Annotated in this window: 16 protein-coding genes; all 16 read left to right on the forward strand. The window is 71.4% G+C overall.

All coding sequences use genetic code 11. The annotated features are described in order from the left end of the window. Positions 1-224: 224 nt before the first annotated feature. The 16 genes from CC117_RS24945 to CC117_RS25015 all read left to right on the forward strand — a co-directional run bounded on the left by CC117_RS24945 (position 225) and on the right by CC117_RS25015 (position 15061). Positions 225-1526 carry a helix-turn-helix domain-containing protein gene (locus CC117_RS24945; RefSeq protein ID WP_131803133.1) on the forward strand — a complete coding sequence of 434 codons (1302 nt, stop codon included), beginning with the start codon at positions 225-227 and terminating at the stop codon, positions 1524-1526. After that, the gene (locus CC117_RS24950) at positions 1523-2071 is read left to right on the forward strand and encodes a GNAT family N-acetyltransferase (protein WP_241830398.1); all 549 of its coding nucleotides are present in this window, start codon (positions 1523-1525) and stop codon (positions 2069-2071) included. The genes CC117_RS24945 and CC117_RS24950 overlap by 4 nt, the downstream gene beginning before the upstream one ends. Before the next feature lie 192 nt (positions 2072-2263). Then, positions 2264-2800 (forward strand): class I SAM-dependent methyltransferase, encoded by a 537-nt coding sequence (locus CC117_RS24955; RefSeq protein ID WP_241830399.1) that lies wholly within the window; start codon positions 2264-2266, stop codon positions 2798-2800. A 985-nt stretch (positions 2801-3785) separates the two neighbouring features. Next, positions 3786-4073: a hypothetical protein gene (locus tag CC117_RS35230; RefSeq protein WP_241830400.1), complete on the forward strand. Its 288-nt coding sequence runs from the start codon at positions 3786-3788 to the stop codon at positions 4071-4073. A gap of 242 nt (positions 4074-4315) precedes the next feature. Continuing rightward, the gene (locus CC117_RS35235; RefSeq protein WP_241830401.1) at positions 4316-5011 is read left to right on the forward strand and encodes a hypothetical protein; all 696 of its coding nucleotides are present in this window, start codon (positions 4316-4318) and stop codon (positions 5009-5011) included. Positions 5012-5055: 44 nt separating this feature from the next. Continuing rightward, a complete protein-coding gene (locus tag CC117_RS24965) occupies positions 5056-5697 on the forward strand; it encodes an SAF domain-containing protein (protein ID WP_241830402.1) in 642 nt (213 codons plus the stop codon). Continuing rightward, on the forward strand, positions 5694-6629 hold the full coding sequence (locus CC117_RS39960; RefSeq protein ID WP_131803134.1) for a hypothetical protein: 936 nt from the start codon (positions 5694-5696) through the stop codon (positions 6627-6629). The genes CC117_RS24965 and CC117_RS39960 overlap by 4 nt, the downstream gene beginning before the upstream one ends. Then, positions 6626-7963, forward strand: a complete 1338-nt coding sequence (locus CC117_RS24975; RefSeq protein WP_071088265.1) for a CpaF family protein — start codon at positions 6626-6628, stop codon at positions 7961-7963. The genes CC117_RS39960 and CC117_RS24975 overlap by 4 nt, the downstream gene beginning before the upstream one ends. Next, positions 7957-8832, forward strand: coding sequence for a type II secretion system F family protein (locus CC117_RS24980; protein WP_071088267.1), 876 nt, complete (start codon positions 7957-7959; stop codon positions 8830-8832). The genes CC117_RS24975 and CC117_RS24980 overlap by 7 nt, the downstream gene beginning before the upstream one ends. Next, on the forward strand, positions 8829-9725 hold the full coding sequence (locus CC117_RS24985; RefSeq protein ID WP_071088268.1) for a type II secretion system F family protein: 897 nt from the start codon (positions 8829-8831) through the stop codon (positions 9723-9725). Before CC117_RS24980 ends, CC117_RS24985 begins: the two co-directional genes overlap by 4 nt. 26 nt (positions 9726-9751) lie before the next feature. Next, positions 9752-9994, forward strand: coding sequence for a hypothetical protein (locus CC117_RS24990; protein ID WP_071088270.1), 243 nt, complete (start codon positions 9752-9754; stop codon positions 9992-9994). Next, positions 9991-10518: a TadE/TadG family type IV pilus assembly protein gene (locus CC117_RS24995; protein ID WP_084132740.1), complete on the forward strand. Its 528-nt coding sequence runs from the start codon at positions 9991-9993 to the stop codon at positions 10516-10518. The genes CC117_RS24990 and CC117_RS24995 overlap by 4 nt, the downstream gene beginning before the upstream one ends. Beyond that, complete coding sequence (locus CC117_RS39965) at positions 10515-11021, forward strand: TadE/TadG family type IV pilus assembly protein (protein WP_071088272.1); 507 nt, start codon at positions 10515-10517, stop codon at positions 11019-11021. The genes CC117_RS24995 and CC117_RS39965 overlap by 4 nt, the downstream gene beginning before the upstream one ends. Next, positions 11018-11713, forward strand: a complete 696-nt coding sequence (locus CC117_RS25005; protein ID WP_071088274.1) for a hypothetical protein — start codon at positions 11018-11020, stop codon at positions 11711-11713. The genes CC117_RS39965 and CC117_RS25005 overlap by 4 nt, the downstream gene beginning before the upstream one ends. Beyond that, the gene (locus CC117_RS25010; RefSeq protein ID WP_084132759.1) at positions 11706-12131 is read left to right on the forward strand and encodes a pilus assembly protein TadG-related protein; all 426 of its coding nucleotides are present in this window, start codon (positions 11706-11708) and stop codon (positions 12129-12131) included. The genes CC117_RS25005 and CC117_RS25010 overlap by 8 nt, the downstream gene beginning before the upstream one ends. Continuing rightward, complete coding sequence (locus CC117_RS25015; RefSeq protein ID WP_071088278.1) at positions 12128-15061, forward strand: BTAD domain-containing putative transcriptional regulator; 2934 nt, start codon at positions 12128-12130, stop codon at positions 15059-15061. The genes CC117_RS25010 and CC117_RS25015 overlap by 4 nt, the downstream gene beginning before the upstream one ends. Positions 15062-15235: the final 174 nt, after the last annotated feature.

A 15235-nucleotide genomic window follows, 5' to 3' on the forward strand; every position in this document is an offset into this window, starting at 1 on the left:
CCGGCGGACCCGCTGGGAGCCTCCGTGGGCGAGTGCACGTTGCGCTCCTCTGCAGGTCCGGGGAAGTGGCCGGCGTGTGTCCCGCCGTGCAGGACCCATCACACTCCGCGTGACACCTTCGTGGGAGGGTGAGACCTTCTTTCCCGTGGGTGGGAAAAGATGTCTCACCCATGGCGCACCGACGGCCGAGGGGAAACGTCGTGCACGCTGATGGGGTCGAGGGATTGAAGGCGCGGCTGGCCGAACGGTTCCGCGAGGTCCAGGCTGAGCGTGGCCTCACAGGGACTGACCTGGAGAAACGCACCACCCACAATCGAAAGAACGTCTCCGCGATCCGGAACGGGGGCCGGCTCCCAACCCGCGCCGTCCTCCGCGCCTACGACCAGGCGCTCGGTACCGGCACCGAGCTGACCGATCTGGGTGAGCGAATCCGCGCGGCGCAGAAAGCGGTCCGTCTGGCCGGGTTGACCGCCGCGGCGGGGGTAGACACGCCTGAGCCGCAGGCCGCAGAGTCAGATGAGGAGGTGAGCGGGACGGACAGACGACGGGTGATCGAGCTCGGGGCACTGTCCGCGCTCGCGCTCTCCACCCAGCAGCGCATGGACGCCGCCGTCGCGGACACGACGCTCGACGAACTCGAAGCTGACGCGGACGAGATCGCACGTGTCTATGGGTCAGCCCCGCACRCCGCCCTACTGCCCGAGGTTGGCGGACGCTGGCAGCAGGTCCGAGGCATCCTCGACGGACCCATCAGCCCGCAGGCACGACCACGGGTGACCACCCTGGGTGGCCAGTTCTCCTACTTCCTCGGCCGGCTGGCGTTCAACGCCGGTGACATGCGCTCCGCCCGCCGGTTCACCAGGCTCGCGGACATGTATGCCTCGGAAACGCGCGAACCAGTCCTCCTGATGTCGGTCGCAACCTTGTGGTCCAGCATCGCCTACCACACCGGCAGATACCACCATGCTGCCGCTGCACTGCACCGCGTCCACAACGTCCATGATCCCTACATGGACGCCCGGGTTGCCGCATATGAGGCGCGGACCTATGCGAAGCTTGGGGACGGCGAGGCCGCCAGGCAGGCCTTGGACCGGATGGAGCGGACAGCGTCGGCCCACGCCCCGATTCCTGGGGAAACCCCTGTAGGCCCGGCCGCCGTCGCCATGTTCCGCTCCGGCGTGGCGATTACACTCGGYGACCGGACGATGGTTGAAGAGTGGGCACCCGTCGCGATCGAGGGATACCGCCGCGGTGGCGGTGATTTCACCGTCGAGGAGTCACAGCATGCCGATGTAACGATGGCGCTGGCACACATGGCGGGTCCCCACCGAGCGACCGAGCCAGAAGAAGCAGCCCGGATCGCTCAGACCGTCCTCACCGCCAGGCCAACCCACACCGTGACCGCGCGACTTCGCCAGTGCGCCGAAGCCTTCCACCCGGGCGATCATAAGCTCCCCACCGTCGCCGCCTTCCTCGACGGATGGTCCGCGTTGCCCGCGCTCCCTGTGGGAACGTCCGTTCAGTGACGATCCCCACGCTCACCACGAACCGCCTGATCCTGCGCCCCATCCACAATGACGACGTATCCGCCTACCTGTCGATCTGGTCTGATCCCGAGTTCACCCGGTACATCGGCGGGAGCTCGACCCCGAGCCGGGATGGAATTTGGCACGCCATGGCGGGCAACATCGGCTGCTGGGCGCTGACCGGTGTCGGCCCCTGGACCGTCATCGAGCAGGTTACCGACGATGTTGTGGGCCGAGCCGGCCTCTGGGACGAACCAGACTGGCCCGGTGTCGAGGCAGTGTGGTTCATCGGCCGGAGGTGGTGGGGCCGTGGCTACGCCACCGAAGCCGCCACGGCCGCGATCAACTGGGTGTTCGACATCCGGCCCGAACTGGGTCAGGTGGTGTCAACCATCGCGCCCGCCAACACTCCCTCGATACGGGTGGCAGAACGGTTGGGGATGACGCTCGCCCGTACCGAGTTCCTCCATGGCTCCGACCACCACGTTTACGCGATCAGCCGGGACGAGTGGGTCGCCCGGAGATCCCAGGACAGGACTGCTTGAACAGGCCGTCCACTGTCGCCGCCCCGGCACCCATCGAACGGGTGCCGGGGCGGCTGCGTTTCAGCCACTGTGGCGCCCGGCGGCCGACTCGTCGTTGCTCTTCGCTTACGGGGCTCGGGCTACAGCATCGGTTTCGCCTATCACCGCGACCGCCTGGTCTCCGACACGATCGAACCGGCCGGCCTTGCCCCCTTGATCGGCMAGGGAGGGGAACGGAGCGCGTCCATCCACCAGGACGGCCTCGTCTCCCTCACCTGGGATCACGACCAGCCGATCAACGGCGCCACCCTGAACGGAGTCCTCCAGCGTGACCGGACCGTCGCGCTCTCCGGCGTCATCTCGGGCCGCCGTTCCCCGCTGCACGGCATCTCGCTACGCCTCACCGCGACCGAAATAGGCTGCTGCCGCATCACCGCTCAGCCGTCCGCCGTCACCTCACAGCTGTGCACTCCCGCGATCCCGCTGGGAAGCCCGGCTCTGGTGGAAGACGACTCCCTGGCCTACCTCACTCTCACTCGCGAGCGCGACGGGTACACCTACGTCCTGGGCGCTGTCGGACACGGCCCGAAACGGCATCAGCTCGCCGACCGGATCATCGCCGCGATCCACACCTGGGACACCGACCGCTCCGCAGCACCGACGATCATGCTGTATCGCGGCGCACCCGACACCACCACCCGAAGCAGGCGGATCATCAAGGATGAGAGTCATCTGACGATCACCTACTGACCTCGGCAGTGGCCAAGGGGTGACACGAACCGGGCGAGCAACATCGGCCAGAGTCCCGGGTGGCAGTCCTGGTCAGGCGGCTGATCGAGGTGATCTACCGCTGGGCAGCCAGCACGACACCAGATCAGGCCGTTCGGACCCCTCTGGGACCTGGCAGGAAGGCGACTTTCCGTCACGCCACACAAACATCAGGTGCCCCGAATAGGCAGATCATTGATCCTTTAAGCTCAAACAACTTTGCAGCAACTTGCCTTGCACTTGCATCGGCACGAGAAGACGCCTCGGACTCGCAGAGGGCCGCTACGTCGGGTCATCTCAACACGCAATCGGCCGGTACGGGCACCCCAGACCTCCACCGAGCACGCTCGGCAGGCAACTCGGCCGAGGGAGCCCACGGAAATCCAGGGATCTGACCAGCCGCTTCCCCTTGTCTCGATCACCAGTAACCGCGTACCGGCCGCCGGAGTCAATCCGCCCAGYCGTGGCGCCCGGACCGCCTGCCCGATCTTCTCTTCTCAGAGCATCAGGCACTCTGCGTAGCCACCCTGGGTTGCTCCGGCGCAGCCTAGACCGTTCCGCCCGCCACGTCTCCTGTGAGATTTACAACCCTTGCCCTTACTTACCGTGGATGGTCTATAACTCTCGCACCTGAGGGGATTACCTAAGCGATGGGCACAGGTCACATGGGTAACGGAACGTGAGGCGGCGCGGATGGTCGCTCGGCGGCGCGGTCGCCCTGCTGGCCCTGCTCACGACGAGCGCCTGCGCTGACGGCAACAGCGAAGCATCACCAGCGCCAACACTTCCAGCATCGGCGCGCCCCTCTCCCTCCCCAGCCAGCCCCTCAGCCTCGTTGACTGCGGCGCAGGTCGCCGAGCGCGACGCTCTCGCTGCCTACCGGGGCATGTGGGAGGATTGGATCGCGAYCGCCGCCACAGGCGATTATCAGAACCCGCGACTGGCGACGCATACAAGCGGACCAGCTTTGTCTCTCATCTACCGCGGCGTCTATGCGAACTGGCGGGATGGTCTAGTCGCTCGCGGCGAGCCGGTTCTATCACCCAAAGTATCGGCCGCGACTCCACAGGAAAATCCTGATCGGATTACCATCACCGACTGCGTGGACAGCTCTAACTGGCTGAATTATCGAACAGACGGACAGCTGGAAAACGACACGCCTGGCGGCCAACGTTATGTTCAGGCTCTTGCGGTGCAGAGAGCCGGAGAGTGGAAGATAGATCAACTCGTCGTACAGGCACTCGGCACCTGCTGATGCGTTCCGCGCTACCTCTGACCACGGCGATCCTGATAGCGGTACTCATCGCCTCGCCAGCACGTGCGAATGACTCGTTCGGATCCACCGAATGCAGCGAGACAGCCTGCCGACTCTGGGCCGGGACAGACGGAAATCCGATCAAGGACTACCGCGGCTCCCCGAAACCCCCGACCGCCCCRCAACGAGGAAATTCCGCTCGAATGTGCAGACTACCCGCAACAACCAAAGAAGTTCTCTGCGTGGACCCCGACCTTGGCTGGCTCAGTGCGGACGGCTGCTACTACCGATCCGCCACTGAATTCGTTGCTACGCCCGCGCTGGAGGCGATGGAAGCAACTCCTGGTGTTGAGGGTTCCTGGTATGAGCGAAAATGCGTCGGGATCAGTAGTAGCTGGGCGGTGGTGTGGAAGCCGGATGCGGTGATGGGGGCGGTGGTTCCGCCGTCGCCGGAGGTGATGGCRCAGCGGGCGGTCAGCCGCTTGGTGTTGCCGGCGCCCGCTCTCGGGCTGTCTCCGGATGTGGATGTGCTGCAGACGGTCGGTGTTCCCGTGTGGTTGTGGGTCGAGGCGGCGAGCTGGGGGCCGGTGTCGGYGACGGCAGCGGTGCCGGGTGTGTCAGTGACGGCGACGGCGCGGCCGGTGTCGGTGCTGTGGGACTTCGGGGCGGGTGGGCAGGTCCGCTGTGCGGGGCCGGGACGGATGTTCCAGGTCGGAGTGGATGATCCGGCGGCCGGGTCGGAGTGCTCGATCGCGTTCGCGCGTAGTTCGGCGGATCAGCCGGGGGGCCGGTTCCCGGTGACGGTGACCGTGACCTGGCAGGTGGGATGGGCCGGTGCAGGCCAGACAGGTCAAGCTGCGGGACTGACCTCCCAGACCGCAGCATCGGTCGCCGTCGGGGAGTCGCAGGGCCTGGTGCTGCCCGGGGAGCGCAGGTGAGGGCCGCAGTCCCGACACGGCGTCACGGGGATGTGCGTTCGCCGGTGCGGGAGCGGTCTCGGGGTGGGGCAGCGCGGCGGGCGCTGGTCGGAGTGCTGCTCATTGCGCTGTCCGTCGCGGCGTTCGTCGTCGTCGGTGGTGAGCGAGACGGCCGGCGGGAGCTGCTGGTCGTGACCCGCGATATCCCGGCCGGCCAGGTGCTGACGACACAGGATCTGCGCCCGGTGTCGGTGGGTGCCGGCGTTGGAGTGGACGTCGTGGCCGCGGACACGGTGGATGCGGTCGTCGGCCGGGTGGCGGTGGTACCGCTGGTCGCGGGCAGCCTGCTACCCGCGGGCGCGGTCGGTGACAGGTCGCGGGTGCCACCGGCGGGACGGGCGGTGGTCGGGGCCGCGCTGAAAGCGGGCCAGTACCCCCCGGAGCTGGCCCGCGGCGATGGGGTGTCGGTCATCCTCACCGCAGCGTCGACCAGCGCGGCTGACCCGACAGTTTCCACCCCCGCAACGGGCGCACCGGTCCGGTCGGTGCAGGGGCTGGTCGTGACTGTCCAGGGCGACGAAACGTCGCCGGCCGGGGACAGCGGGGCGGTGGTGTCGCTGCAGGTCGCGGATGGGGACGCCGAAGCAGTGGCGGAAGCGGCGGCGGCGGGCCGGGTCGCGCTGGTGGTTCGGGCGGTCCCGCGGTGAGCGGCTCCGGTCTGGTCGCCGTGGGGTCGTTGAAGGGTTCCCCTGGGGTGACGACGACGGCGCTTGCGCTGGCAGCGATCTGGCCGGCCGGTGCGCAGAGAGCCAATCCGCTGCTGGTGGAGGTCGACCCCTCCGGGGGCGATGTGGCGGGCTGGTATCAGCTGCGGGGCTATCCGGGGCTGTTGAGTTGGGCGGCTGCCGCACGCGGTGGGGCGGCCCCGGTGGACGCGCATGTCTGGGGCCTCGCCGGCGGGGTGGGGTTGGTGGCGGGGCCGGTGGAGGCGGGTGCCGCCCGGGGAGCGGTCGCGGTCCTCGCGCAGACCGGGTCGGTGCCGGGGGCTGCGTCGGGCCGGCTGGTCGTGGCGGACTGCGGCCGGCTCGACCCCGATTCGGCCGTGTTGCCGATCGCCGGGGCTGCCGGGGTCCTGGCGGTGGTGGTACGCCCGGTCCCCGCGGAGCTGGCGCGTGTGGCGGCACGGGTCGAGGAACTGACGGGCGCGGGTCGCCGGGATTGCATTCTGATCCTCGCCGGTGAACCCGCCTGGCCTGTGGGGCGGGTCGAAGACGCTGTCGGGCTGCCGGTAGCAGGGGTGTTGCCACATCATCCACGCGCTGCGGCCGGCGTGGCCGGGGGGCGGTTCGGGCGCGGTGCCCGCCGTTCCCAGCTGCTGCGCGCTGCCGCGGATATTGCCGCCACGCTCGACCGTCGCCTCACCACGCGGCCCCGCGGGTCGACGCGGGCTCTCGCCCCGCCATCCGATGTCGCGTCGTCAGGTCTGCCGTCGCTGCGGGGCGGTGTTCGCCTCCCTGCTTTGCCCCGCGCGACGTTTGCCACCCCGCGGCAGGAGGAGCGGGTCGCGGGGTCTGGTTGGGTTCCCACGATTCCTGACCACGCCGCACCTGCGGCGCGCCCCCGGGAAGGCCTGCGATGAGCGGCGACGTGGATGCGTTGGCGGCGCGGGTCCGGGTGCAGGTCGGCGCGGCGCTGTCCGCGCGGCTCCAAGCCCGCGAAGCTCAGGGGCTGGCGCCGTTGGGCCGGACGGATCAGCGGGCGCTCACCTCCGAGCTGATCTCCGCGGCGTTGGCGCAGTACGCCCAGACCCAGCTCGCCGACGGCGGACGGTTGTTGTCCGGGCAGGTCGAGGAGCAGATCAGCCGGACCGTCCTGGACAGCCTCTACGGGCTGGGGGGCCTGCAGCCGCTGCTGGATGACCCGAGCATCGAGAACATCTCGGTGAACGGCGCCGATGTGGTGTGGGTACGCCGCTTCGACGGCACCCGCGAACGCCTGCCCGCAGTCGCCCGCTCGGATGCCGAGCTCGTCGAGCTGGTCCGCACCGTGGTGGCCCGCGCCGGGGTGGAGGAACGCCGCTGGGACCGGGCCTCTCCCGAGGTGTCCTGCCAGCTCCCCGACGGCTCCCGCCTCCACGCACTGATGGCGGTGGCACATCGGCCGACGGTGTCGATCCGCCGCCACCGCTACCAGCAGATCACCCTCGACCAGCTCGTCACCGACCTCGGCATGATCAGCGCCGAGTTGCGGATGTTCCTGCACCGGCTGGTCCTAGCCCGGCGCAACCTGCTCATCGCGGGCGGGACCGGGATCGGGAAGACCACGTTCCTGCGGGCGATGGCCGCGGACATCCCGTATGCCGAGCGGATCATCACGATTGAAGACAGCTACGAACTCGGCCTCGACCGCGACGGCCAGCACGGCGACGTCGTCGCGCTGCAGGCCCGCGAGCCCAACATCGAAGGCGCAGGCGCGTTCAGCCAGGCCGACCTGGCCCGCTCCGCGCTCCGGATGAGCCCTGACCGGGTCATCGTCGGCGAAGTCCGCGGCGCCGAGGTCATCCCGATGCTCAACGCGATGAGCATGGGCGTTGACGGCTCGATGGCCACCATCCACGCCTCTTCCTCCGGCGCGGTGTTCCTCAAGCTCGCCGCCTACGCCGCGCAGGCCGCAGAGCGGCTCAGCATGGAAGCCACCACGCTGCTGGCGGCGAGCGCGGTGCATTTCATCATCCACCTCGGCTACACCCCCGACGGGCGGCGGGTCGTCTCCAGCGTCCGGGAGGTCGCCGGTGCCGACGGCATGCTCCTCGCGACGAATGAGGTGTGGCGCCCCGGACCCGATGGCGCCGCCGTCCCCGGCGCACCGCTACGCCCCGACACCGCAGTCCTGCTCGCCCGCGTCGACGATCACCAGCAGTCCTATCGCCCTGGGGCCGGCAGCGGTGCGGAGGGTGGCTGGTCGCCGTGGTGACCGCGGACGCCGGGGTGGTGCTCGCGGTCGGCTGCGGGATCGGCTGTGGGATCGGCCTGTGGCTGGCCGGTACCGGCACCGCCCCGTTCACCGCGGCGATCCGCGCGTGGGCCGGCCGGCGCAGCGCCGGCCTGTCGCGTCAGGCCCGCGCGGCCCGTGCCACCGGCGCGCTCGCCGCCGGGCTCGCGGTCGGGCTGCTGACGGGGTGGCCGGTCGCCGCCGCCCTCGCCGCCCTCGCGGTCGTCATCGTGCCGGGGCTTCTCAGCGCGGGGCGGGCCGAGCACGCCCACACCGACCGGATGGAGGCGATCGCGGTGTGGACGGAGATGCTGCGTGACACTCTCGCCGGCGCCGCCGGGCTGGAACAGGCCATCCGCGCCACCGCCCCGATCACCCCCGCCCCGATCCGCGCCGAGGTGGTGCACCTCGCGACCGCCCTCGATGCCGGGGTGCGCCTGCCCGACGCGCTCACGGAGTTCGCCGACGAGCTCGACGATCCGACCGCGGACCTGGTCGTGGCCGCGTTGGTGATGGCCGCGTCTCGCCAGGCCCGTCACCTCGCGGACCTTCTGGGCCGGTTGGCTTCCGCCACACGCGACCAGACCGCCCTACGGCTACGCACGCTGGCGGGGCGGGCGCGGATCCGCACGGCCACCCGGGTCATCGCCACCACCACCCTGGCCATGGCCTTCGGTCTCGTCGTCCTCTCCCCCGCGTTTGTCGAGCCCTATGACAACGCTGCCGGTCAACTGGTCCTGCTCGGTGTGGCTGGTCTGTTCGCTGCGGGACTGGCCTGGCTGTCGCGCATGGGCCGCACCCCTGCCTCCGGCAGAATCCTGACCCGCCTGCCCGCGCGGAGCCGGCCATGACCGGCCTCCTGCTCGTCTGCGGGACCGCCACGGGTGTCGGGCTGTGGCTGCTCTGGACCGGTCTGCGCCCCGCCGAACCGGACCTGCAGCAGCTCATCGCCGACCTGCACCCCACCCCACCCACCTCCGGCGAACCCGCGGCAGTCTCGGGCGGGTGGGCGGCCCGCGCGGGACGTCCCCTCGCCCGCCGTCTCACCCCCGGTCAGCTCATTCCCGCCAGCATTGGCCGCGACCTCACCGCACTCGATCGGGATCCCGCCACCCACCTCGCCGAGAAAATCACCAGCGGGGTGGTCGGGTTCTTCCTGCTTCCTGTCCTGGCCGTTGTTCTCGCCGTCGGTGGAGTGCGGCTGCCCGTGGTGGTGCCCGCGGCGGGTGCGTTTGTCCTCGCCGCCGCCGGTTTCGTCGCACCGGACCTGGCCGTCCGCGCCGACGCTGCCGCCCACCGCCGGGCCCTGCATGCCGCGTTCTCCGCTTTCCTGGACCTGGTGGTGATCGCGCTGGCGGGCGGCGCCGGGGTGGAACAGGCCCTCGACGACGCCGCGTCCATCGGTACCGGTCCCGCCTACACCGAACTACGCCGCGCTGTGGACACCGCGGTCCTCACCGGCACCCCGATCTGGATCACGCTCGCCGACCTCGGGCACCGCCACGGCATCTCCGACATCGTCGAAACCGCCGCCAGTGTGGAACTCGCCGGTGGTGAAGGCGCGAAGATCCGCGCCTCTCTCGCGGCGAAGGCCGCCTCCATCCGCCTGCRCGCGCTCACCGACGCTGACGCGGATGCCGCCGCCGCCACCGAACGGATGTCGCTGCCCGTCGCTGTCCTGTTCGCCGGCTTCCTGCTCCTGATTGGTTACCCGGCCGTCGCCCGCGTGCTGGGAGCCCTGTAACCCTGCGTCCCTCCGGAAGGACCCCCGTGCCCCGATCCGACCCTGGCCACCGGCCCCTCCACGTCCTCGCCGCCCTCGCCGTCACTGTCTGGGGCCAGACCCGGAAGCGGCTGYAGAGCTGGGAGGAGCGTTCCCGCGAGGAGGGCCGTGACGGCGGCTACTCCACCGAAACGGTGATCGTCACCGCGTTGCTGGTCGTCCTTGCGCTCACCGTGATTGCGATCATCGGCCAGGCTGTGCTCGACAAGGCCAACAGCATCGATCTATGAGCACCCGCCTCGTCTCCCCACCGGCGCGGGTACAGCGACACGGCCCCCACCGGCGCACCGTCCTTGGCGCCGTGCGGGCCCCGTCTCAGCGCCGCCACGCCGGCAGCCTCACCCCCGCGCAGGCCCACCCGCAGGTGCGACGCCCTACCCGCCGCAGCTCCCGCGACGCAGGGGCGGTCAGTGTCGAGCTGGTCATCGCCACACCCCTGCTGATGACCATGCTGCTTCTCGTCGTGCAGTACGCCCTGTGGGCGCACGCCAGCCACATCGCCGCCACCGCCGCCCGCCGCGGCGCGGACGCCGCCCGTGCCTACGGCGCCCCGCCCACCGCCGGCCCGGACAGCGCGCAGATCACCCTCGACCAGCTCGGCGACCGTGTCCTCACCGGCACCCACATCCAGCTCGACGCCCACCCCGACACCGTCACTCTCACCATCACCGGGAGCGCCATCAGCCTGCTTCCCGGGTTCTCCCTGCCGGTGACGGGCCACGCCACCGGCGCCGTTGAACGGCTCACCCCATGAGCAGGTCACCGCAACGCCGACGAGGCCGGCAGAGCGCCGGAGGCGACAGGGGGTCGGCCGCGGTCGAACTGACCCTGCTCACCCCGCTGATCGTCCTGTTGCTGCTGCTGATCGTCTATGCGGGGCGGGCGGTGAACGCCCGCGGGCAGGTCGACACGGCCGCGCACACCGCTGCCCGCGCCGCGAGCATCGCCCGGACCCCCACCCAGGCCCGCACCGCCGCCGAACAGGCCCTCGCCGCCGACCTCACCCCCGACGCAGGGCCCTGCACGCGCGTCACCGTCACCGTGGACACCAGCCAGTTCCACGCCGGTGGTGTCGTGCGTGCCACCGTGGACTGCCAGCTCGATCAGTCCGACCTCGCGGCCGGCCTGCCCCTCCCCGGGCAACGCATCACAGCCACGGCGAGCGCCCCCATCGATGTCTACCGCAGTGTCGCCCTCGCATCCTTCCTGCAGCAGCCGGCTCCTCCCGACGGCCTCGCCTGGCGGGCAGTCGTATGAGGCGGCTGCATCGCACCCACACCCCGCGGCTCTCCCGCGCCTCCAGGCTGATCGTCGCGGTACGGCGCGGCGTGGCCGCAGGGCTCGCCCTGGCCGTACTCGCTCTCCTGACTGCCTGCGACACCGCCCGTCAGACCGGCACAGAACGCCCCGTCTCCTTCACGTCGGCCCCGCGGCCCGACACCGACGGGCCGGCAATCCTTCCTCGCGGGAAAACGATGGGCACGCAGGGGGTGCCGTTGGGTTTTCCGCACAACGCCCTCGGCGCGGTGTCGGCCGCGGTCCGCTGGAGCTCGCTGCTGATGCCCCGCGCAGACACCGACCAGGTCGAGATCTTCGCCGCCGTCGCGACCCGGGACTATGTGCAACGCAGCGAAGGCGTGATCGACGACGGCTACCAGCCGCCTGACCTCCCCCCGGGCGGTGCCCTGTTCTTCCGTCCGCTGGGCACCCAGCTTCTCGTCGAGCGCCCCGACCGTGCAGTGATCGCTCTCCTCTACGCCAGCCGCATCTCCGCAGAACACCCGCCAGCTGTGGCCCAGATCGGGGCCGTGATCTGGGAACTGGTCTGGGTCGGTGAGGACTGGCGGCTCGCGGACCTCAGACCCACGGCCCCTGGCGTCCAGCTACCCGCCTCCGACAACCCGGCCGCGGTGACCGCGGCTGGCTGGGATGGGTTCCGCCGTGGCTGAGCCGGACCAGGCGGACGCCGGAACCGTGACCGCGTTCTTCGTCGTCCTGACCGTTGCACTGCTCGGGGTCACCGGCCTGGTCGTCGACGGCGGCCTCGCCCTCACCCGCAAGTCGGCGGCGATCAGCCTCGCCGCGGAAGCCGCCCGCGCGGGCGCCCAAGCACTCGACCTGGCGACCTACCGAACCCGCGGCGTGATCCAGCTCGACCCGCCCGCGGCCCGCCGCCGCGCCGAGCAGTACCTCGCCTCCGCCGACGCGCAGGGGATCGTCACCGCAACTGCCGCCGCGGTGACGGTGCAGGTCACGGTACGGATCCCGACCCAACTTTTAGGGATCGTCGGGGTCGACACGCTCACCGTCACCGGGCAGGGCACCGCCGCCCCCGTCCACAGCATCGCCCCGCCCGCGATCCCATGAGCCACCGACACAGCCGTCACACACCCCGGGTCCGACTGCGCGCCCGCCTCGGCGGGCTGCTGCGCGCGCTCACCGCTCTCACCGCCGGCGGCGCGGTGCTGATCGCCGCCCCCGCCGCGATGTGGCACTTCGTGGGCTGGCCGCTACCCGATCACATCCCGACCTGGAATGAGATCGCCGCTGGCGCGACCGCACCGCTCACCGAGGGGCTGGTCCTCGGCCTGATCGGCTGCCTGTTCTGGTACGCCTACACGCTGCTCGCGCTCTCCGTCGCCGTCGAGATCACTGCGACGGCCGGCGGCTGGTCCCGGCCCCGTCTGCCCACCGCCGGGCCCGCCCAGGCCCTGGCCGCCGTCCTCGTCGGCACTATCCTCACCGGCGTCCTCACCGCCGCCACCCGCGCCACACCCGCCCCTCCCACCACGGCGGTCCTCACCGCCTACCGGCAGGCCGCACCCGTCACCGCCCCCGCCGACCCCACCTCGCACGCCAAGCAACTGGCCGCGGCAGGCTCCGCCGCATCGACCGGGCCCAGCTGCACCGTCGCGGTGCACGACTCGCTCTGGTCACTTGCCGAGGTCTGGCTCGGGGACGGACTGCGGTGGCGTGACATCTGGACCCTCAACGAGGGCCGTATCCAAGCCGACGGCACCGAACTCACCAGCCCCGATCTGCTACGACCCGGATGGGTCCTGCACCTGCCGCCCGACGCCCGGCCCCCCACGCCACCGGCCCCACCCGACACCGCTGCGCCGCCTGCGCCGGCGAGCGGGGCTCCAGCACCGGCCCCCGTCCCCGCCCCGCCCGATCCCACCGCCCCCGTCACGCCCAGCGCACCGCCCCGCAGCACCGTCCCCCCCGGATGGACCCCCACCATCCCCCCGGCGCCGCGCCCCCCGGGCCCACCCACGACCGCCCCCACGCCGGCACCGCACACCAGCACGCCAGCGCCCGCCCCACCACCCCCAGCCACGACCCGCCACGACCCGCCGGTCCGGCTGCCCTCCGGCGCGGTCCTGCCCCTCGGCCTCATCACCGCGCTCGCCGCCGCCGTCACCGTCGCCCGGCTCCTCCGCACCCGCCGCCGCCCGGTCCCCACCCCACCCGGCCAACCCATCCCCCTCGACCAGCCTCTGCCCCTCGTCATCCGGGAGATCCTGCGCGCCAGCAGAACACCCATCGACGACGAACAGCAGCCCGATCCGGACAGCCCCCCACCCGAAGAGCCTGCGCCTGCCGACGGCCGCGACGACCCGCCCCCCGACACCACGGCTGACATGCCGGCAGTCACCAGCGCCGCCGATCCTCCCCGCGCCGAGAGCGCGACGGGAACCGTCGATCTCGGTGAGCTTCYCGCCGAACTGCTGCGCACCGGCCGTCTCGACCTGCGCGGCCCCGCCGCGGTCTCCACCGCCCTTGCCCTCGTCCTGCACCTTCTCGCAGCCCACCACCGCAACCGGCACGCCTGGCCCGCCCGCCTGATCATCCCCAGCGGCGCCGTCGACCTGCTCGACCTGCCCCGCCCCCTCCTCGGCGCCCTGCCTCAGGTCACGGTCGCCGCCAGTACCGACGCCGCGCTCGACCTCGCTGACCGCGAGGCGCTGCGCCGCGCCCGGTTGGCCGATGACACCTCCACGGCCAGCCTGGACGAACTCCGCACCGCGCTACCCGACGAGATGATCCCCACGGTCCTCCTCCTCGCCGCCACCCCCACCCCGCACGAAGGACGCCTCACCGCCCCGGCCGACACCAGGGGCCGTCTGGGCATCTACACCGTCACCGTGGACCCCACCGGACCGGCAGYCGACGACCCGCCACTCCTGCGCTGGCAGCTCACCGCCGCCCAGGCCAGCGACCTTCTCGCTGTCCTCGCTGAAGCCGCCGACCAGCCCACCGCCCCACACCAACCCACCTCGGCAGACCTCGCCCCCACCACCGCACCGTCACCAGCCCCGGCCGCCCCCCTCGCGACGGCCGTGACGGAGGCACCGCCGTGTCCCGAGCCGGTGCCATCCCTCGCCACCGCTGTCTCGGTCTCCCCGGATCCCCCCACGCCCCGCGCCCCCGAACGGCCTGCCCCACCTGCCGAGGAACCAGGCGACGCCCCCCGGCGGATACGACTCGTGCTGTTCGGCCGGCCCACCCTCCACGTCGACGGCACCCCCCTCATGACCGGCGTGCGCACCCTCAGCCTGGAAATCGCCGCCTACCTCGCCCTGCACCCCGACGGCATCAGCGGCGACCGGCTCGCCAGCGAGCTGCTCCCCGACCACGACCCCACCCGCGCCCGCAACCAGATCTACCGCGCCGTCGCCGCCCTGCGTGACGCCCTGCGCACCGCCACCGCCGACCCCGCCCTCACCCTCATCACCGGAGGCAAAAGCGGCTACGGCCTGGACCGCACGCTGGTCACGGTCGACGTGTGGGAGTTCAACGCCGCCATCACCGCCGCCGGGCACGCCACCGAGGACGGCGCACGGATCACCGCCCTCACCCACGCCGCCGCCGTGGCCACCGCCACGCCCCTGGGGGACACCGCCTACGACTGGGCAGCACCCGTCGTCCATGACCTTGAACACCGTGCCGTCGATGCGCTCGCCGACTTCGCCGACCTCCACGCCGACGACCACCCCGACCAGGCCCTCGCCCACCTGGAACACGCACTCACCCTGACCCCGACCGTGGAGGACCTTTACCGGCATGTGATGCGCCTGCATGCCGCCCGCCAACGCCCTGACGCGGTGCGCCGCACCTACCAGCGTCTCCGCGACGCCCTCGACGCCCACGGCCTCGACGTCGACCCCACCCCCGAGACCCAGGCCCTCCTCGCTCACCTCACCCGCGCCCCACGACCCACGCCCAGCCAGACCGGTCCGCGACGCATCATCCGACCCGCCCTCCCGCGCCGACCTGAACACCCCAGTACCTGACATGAACCACCGTCCGCTCAGCTCTCACCGACCCGGCCACCGCAGCTCACCCACGTGGCAGAGCACGGCGCGTGCCGCGTACCCGCAGGAAAACCCCGACGTCGGCGGAGGCCGCCTCGCCGGGACACGAAGGATGATCTTCTCTTTCGCCCGCCGTCCGCCACCCAGGCACCA

This window comes from Parafrankia colletiae, from assembly GCF_001854655.1.
GTDB lineage: Bacteria > Actinomycetota > Actinomycetes > Frankiales > Frankiaceae > Parafrankia > Parafrankia colletiae.

Coding starts and splice junctions, on each gene's coding strand:
- CC117_RS25005 (WP_071088274.1), top strand. CDS start 11,018: ATGAGGCGGCTGCATCGCACCCACACCCCGCGGCTCTCCCGCGCCTCC.
- CC117_RS24995 (WP_084132740.1), top strand. CDS start 9,991: ATGAGCACCCGCCTCGTCTCCCCACCGGCGCGGGTACAGCGACACGGC.
- CC117_RS24975 (WP_071088265.1), top strand. CDS start 6,626: ATGAGCGGCGACGTGGATGCGTTGGCGGCGCGGGTCCGGGTGCAGGTC.
- CC117_RS39965 (WP_071088272.1), top strand. CDS start 10,515: ATGAGCAGGTCACCGCAACGCCGACGAGGCCGGCAGAGCGCCGGAGGC.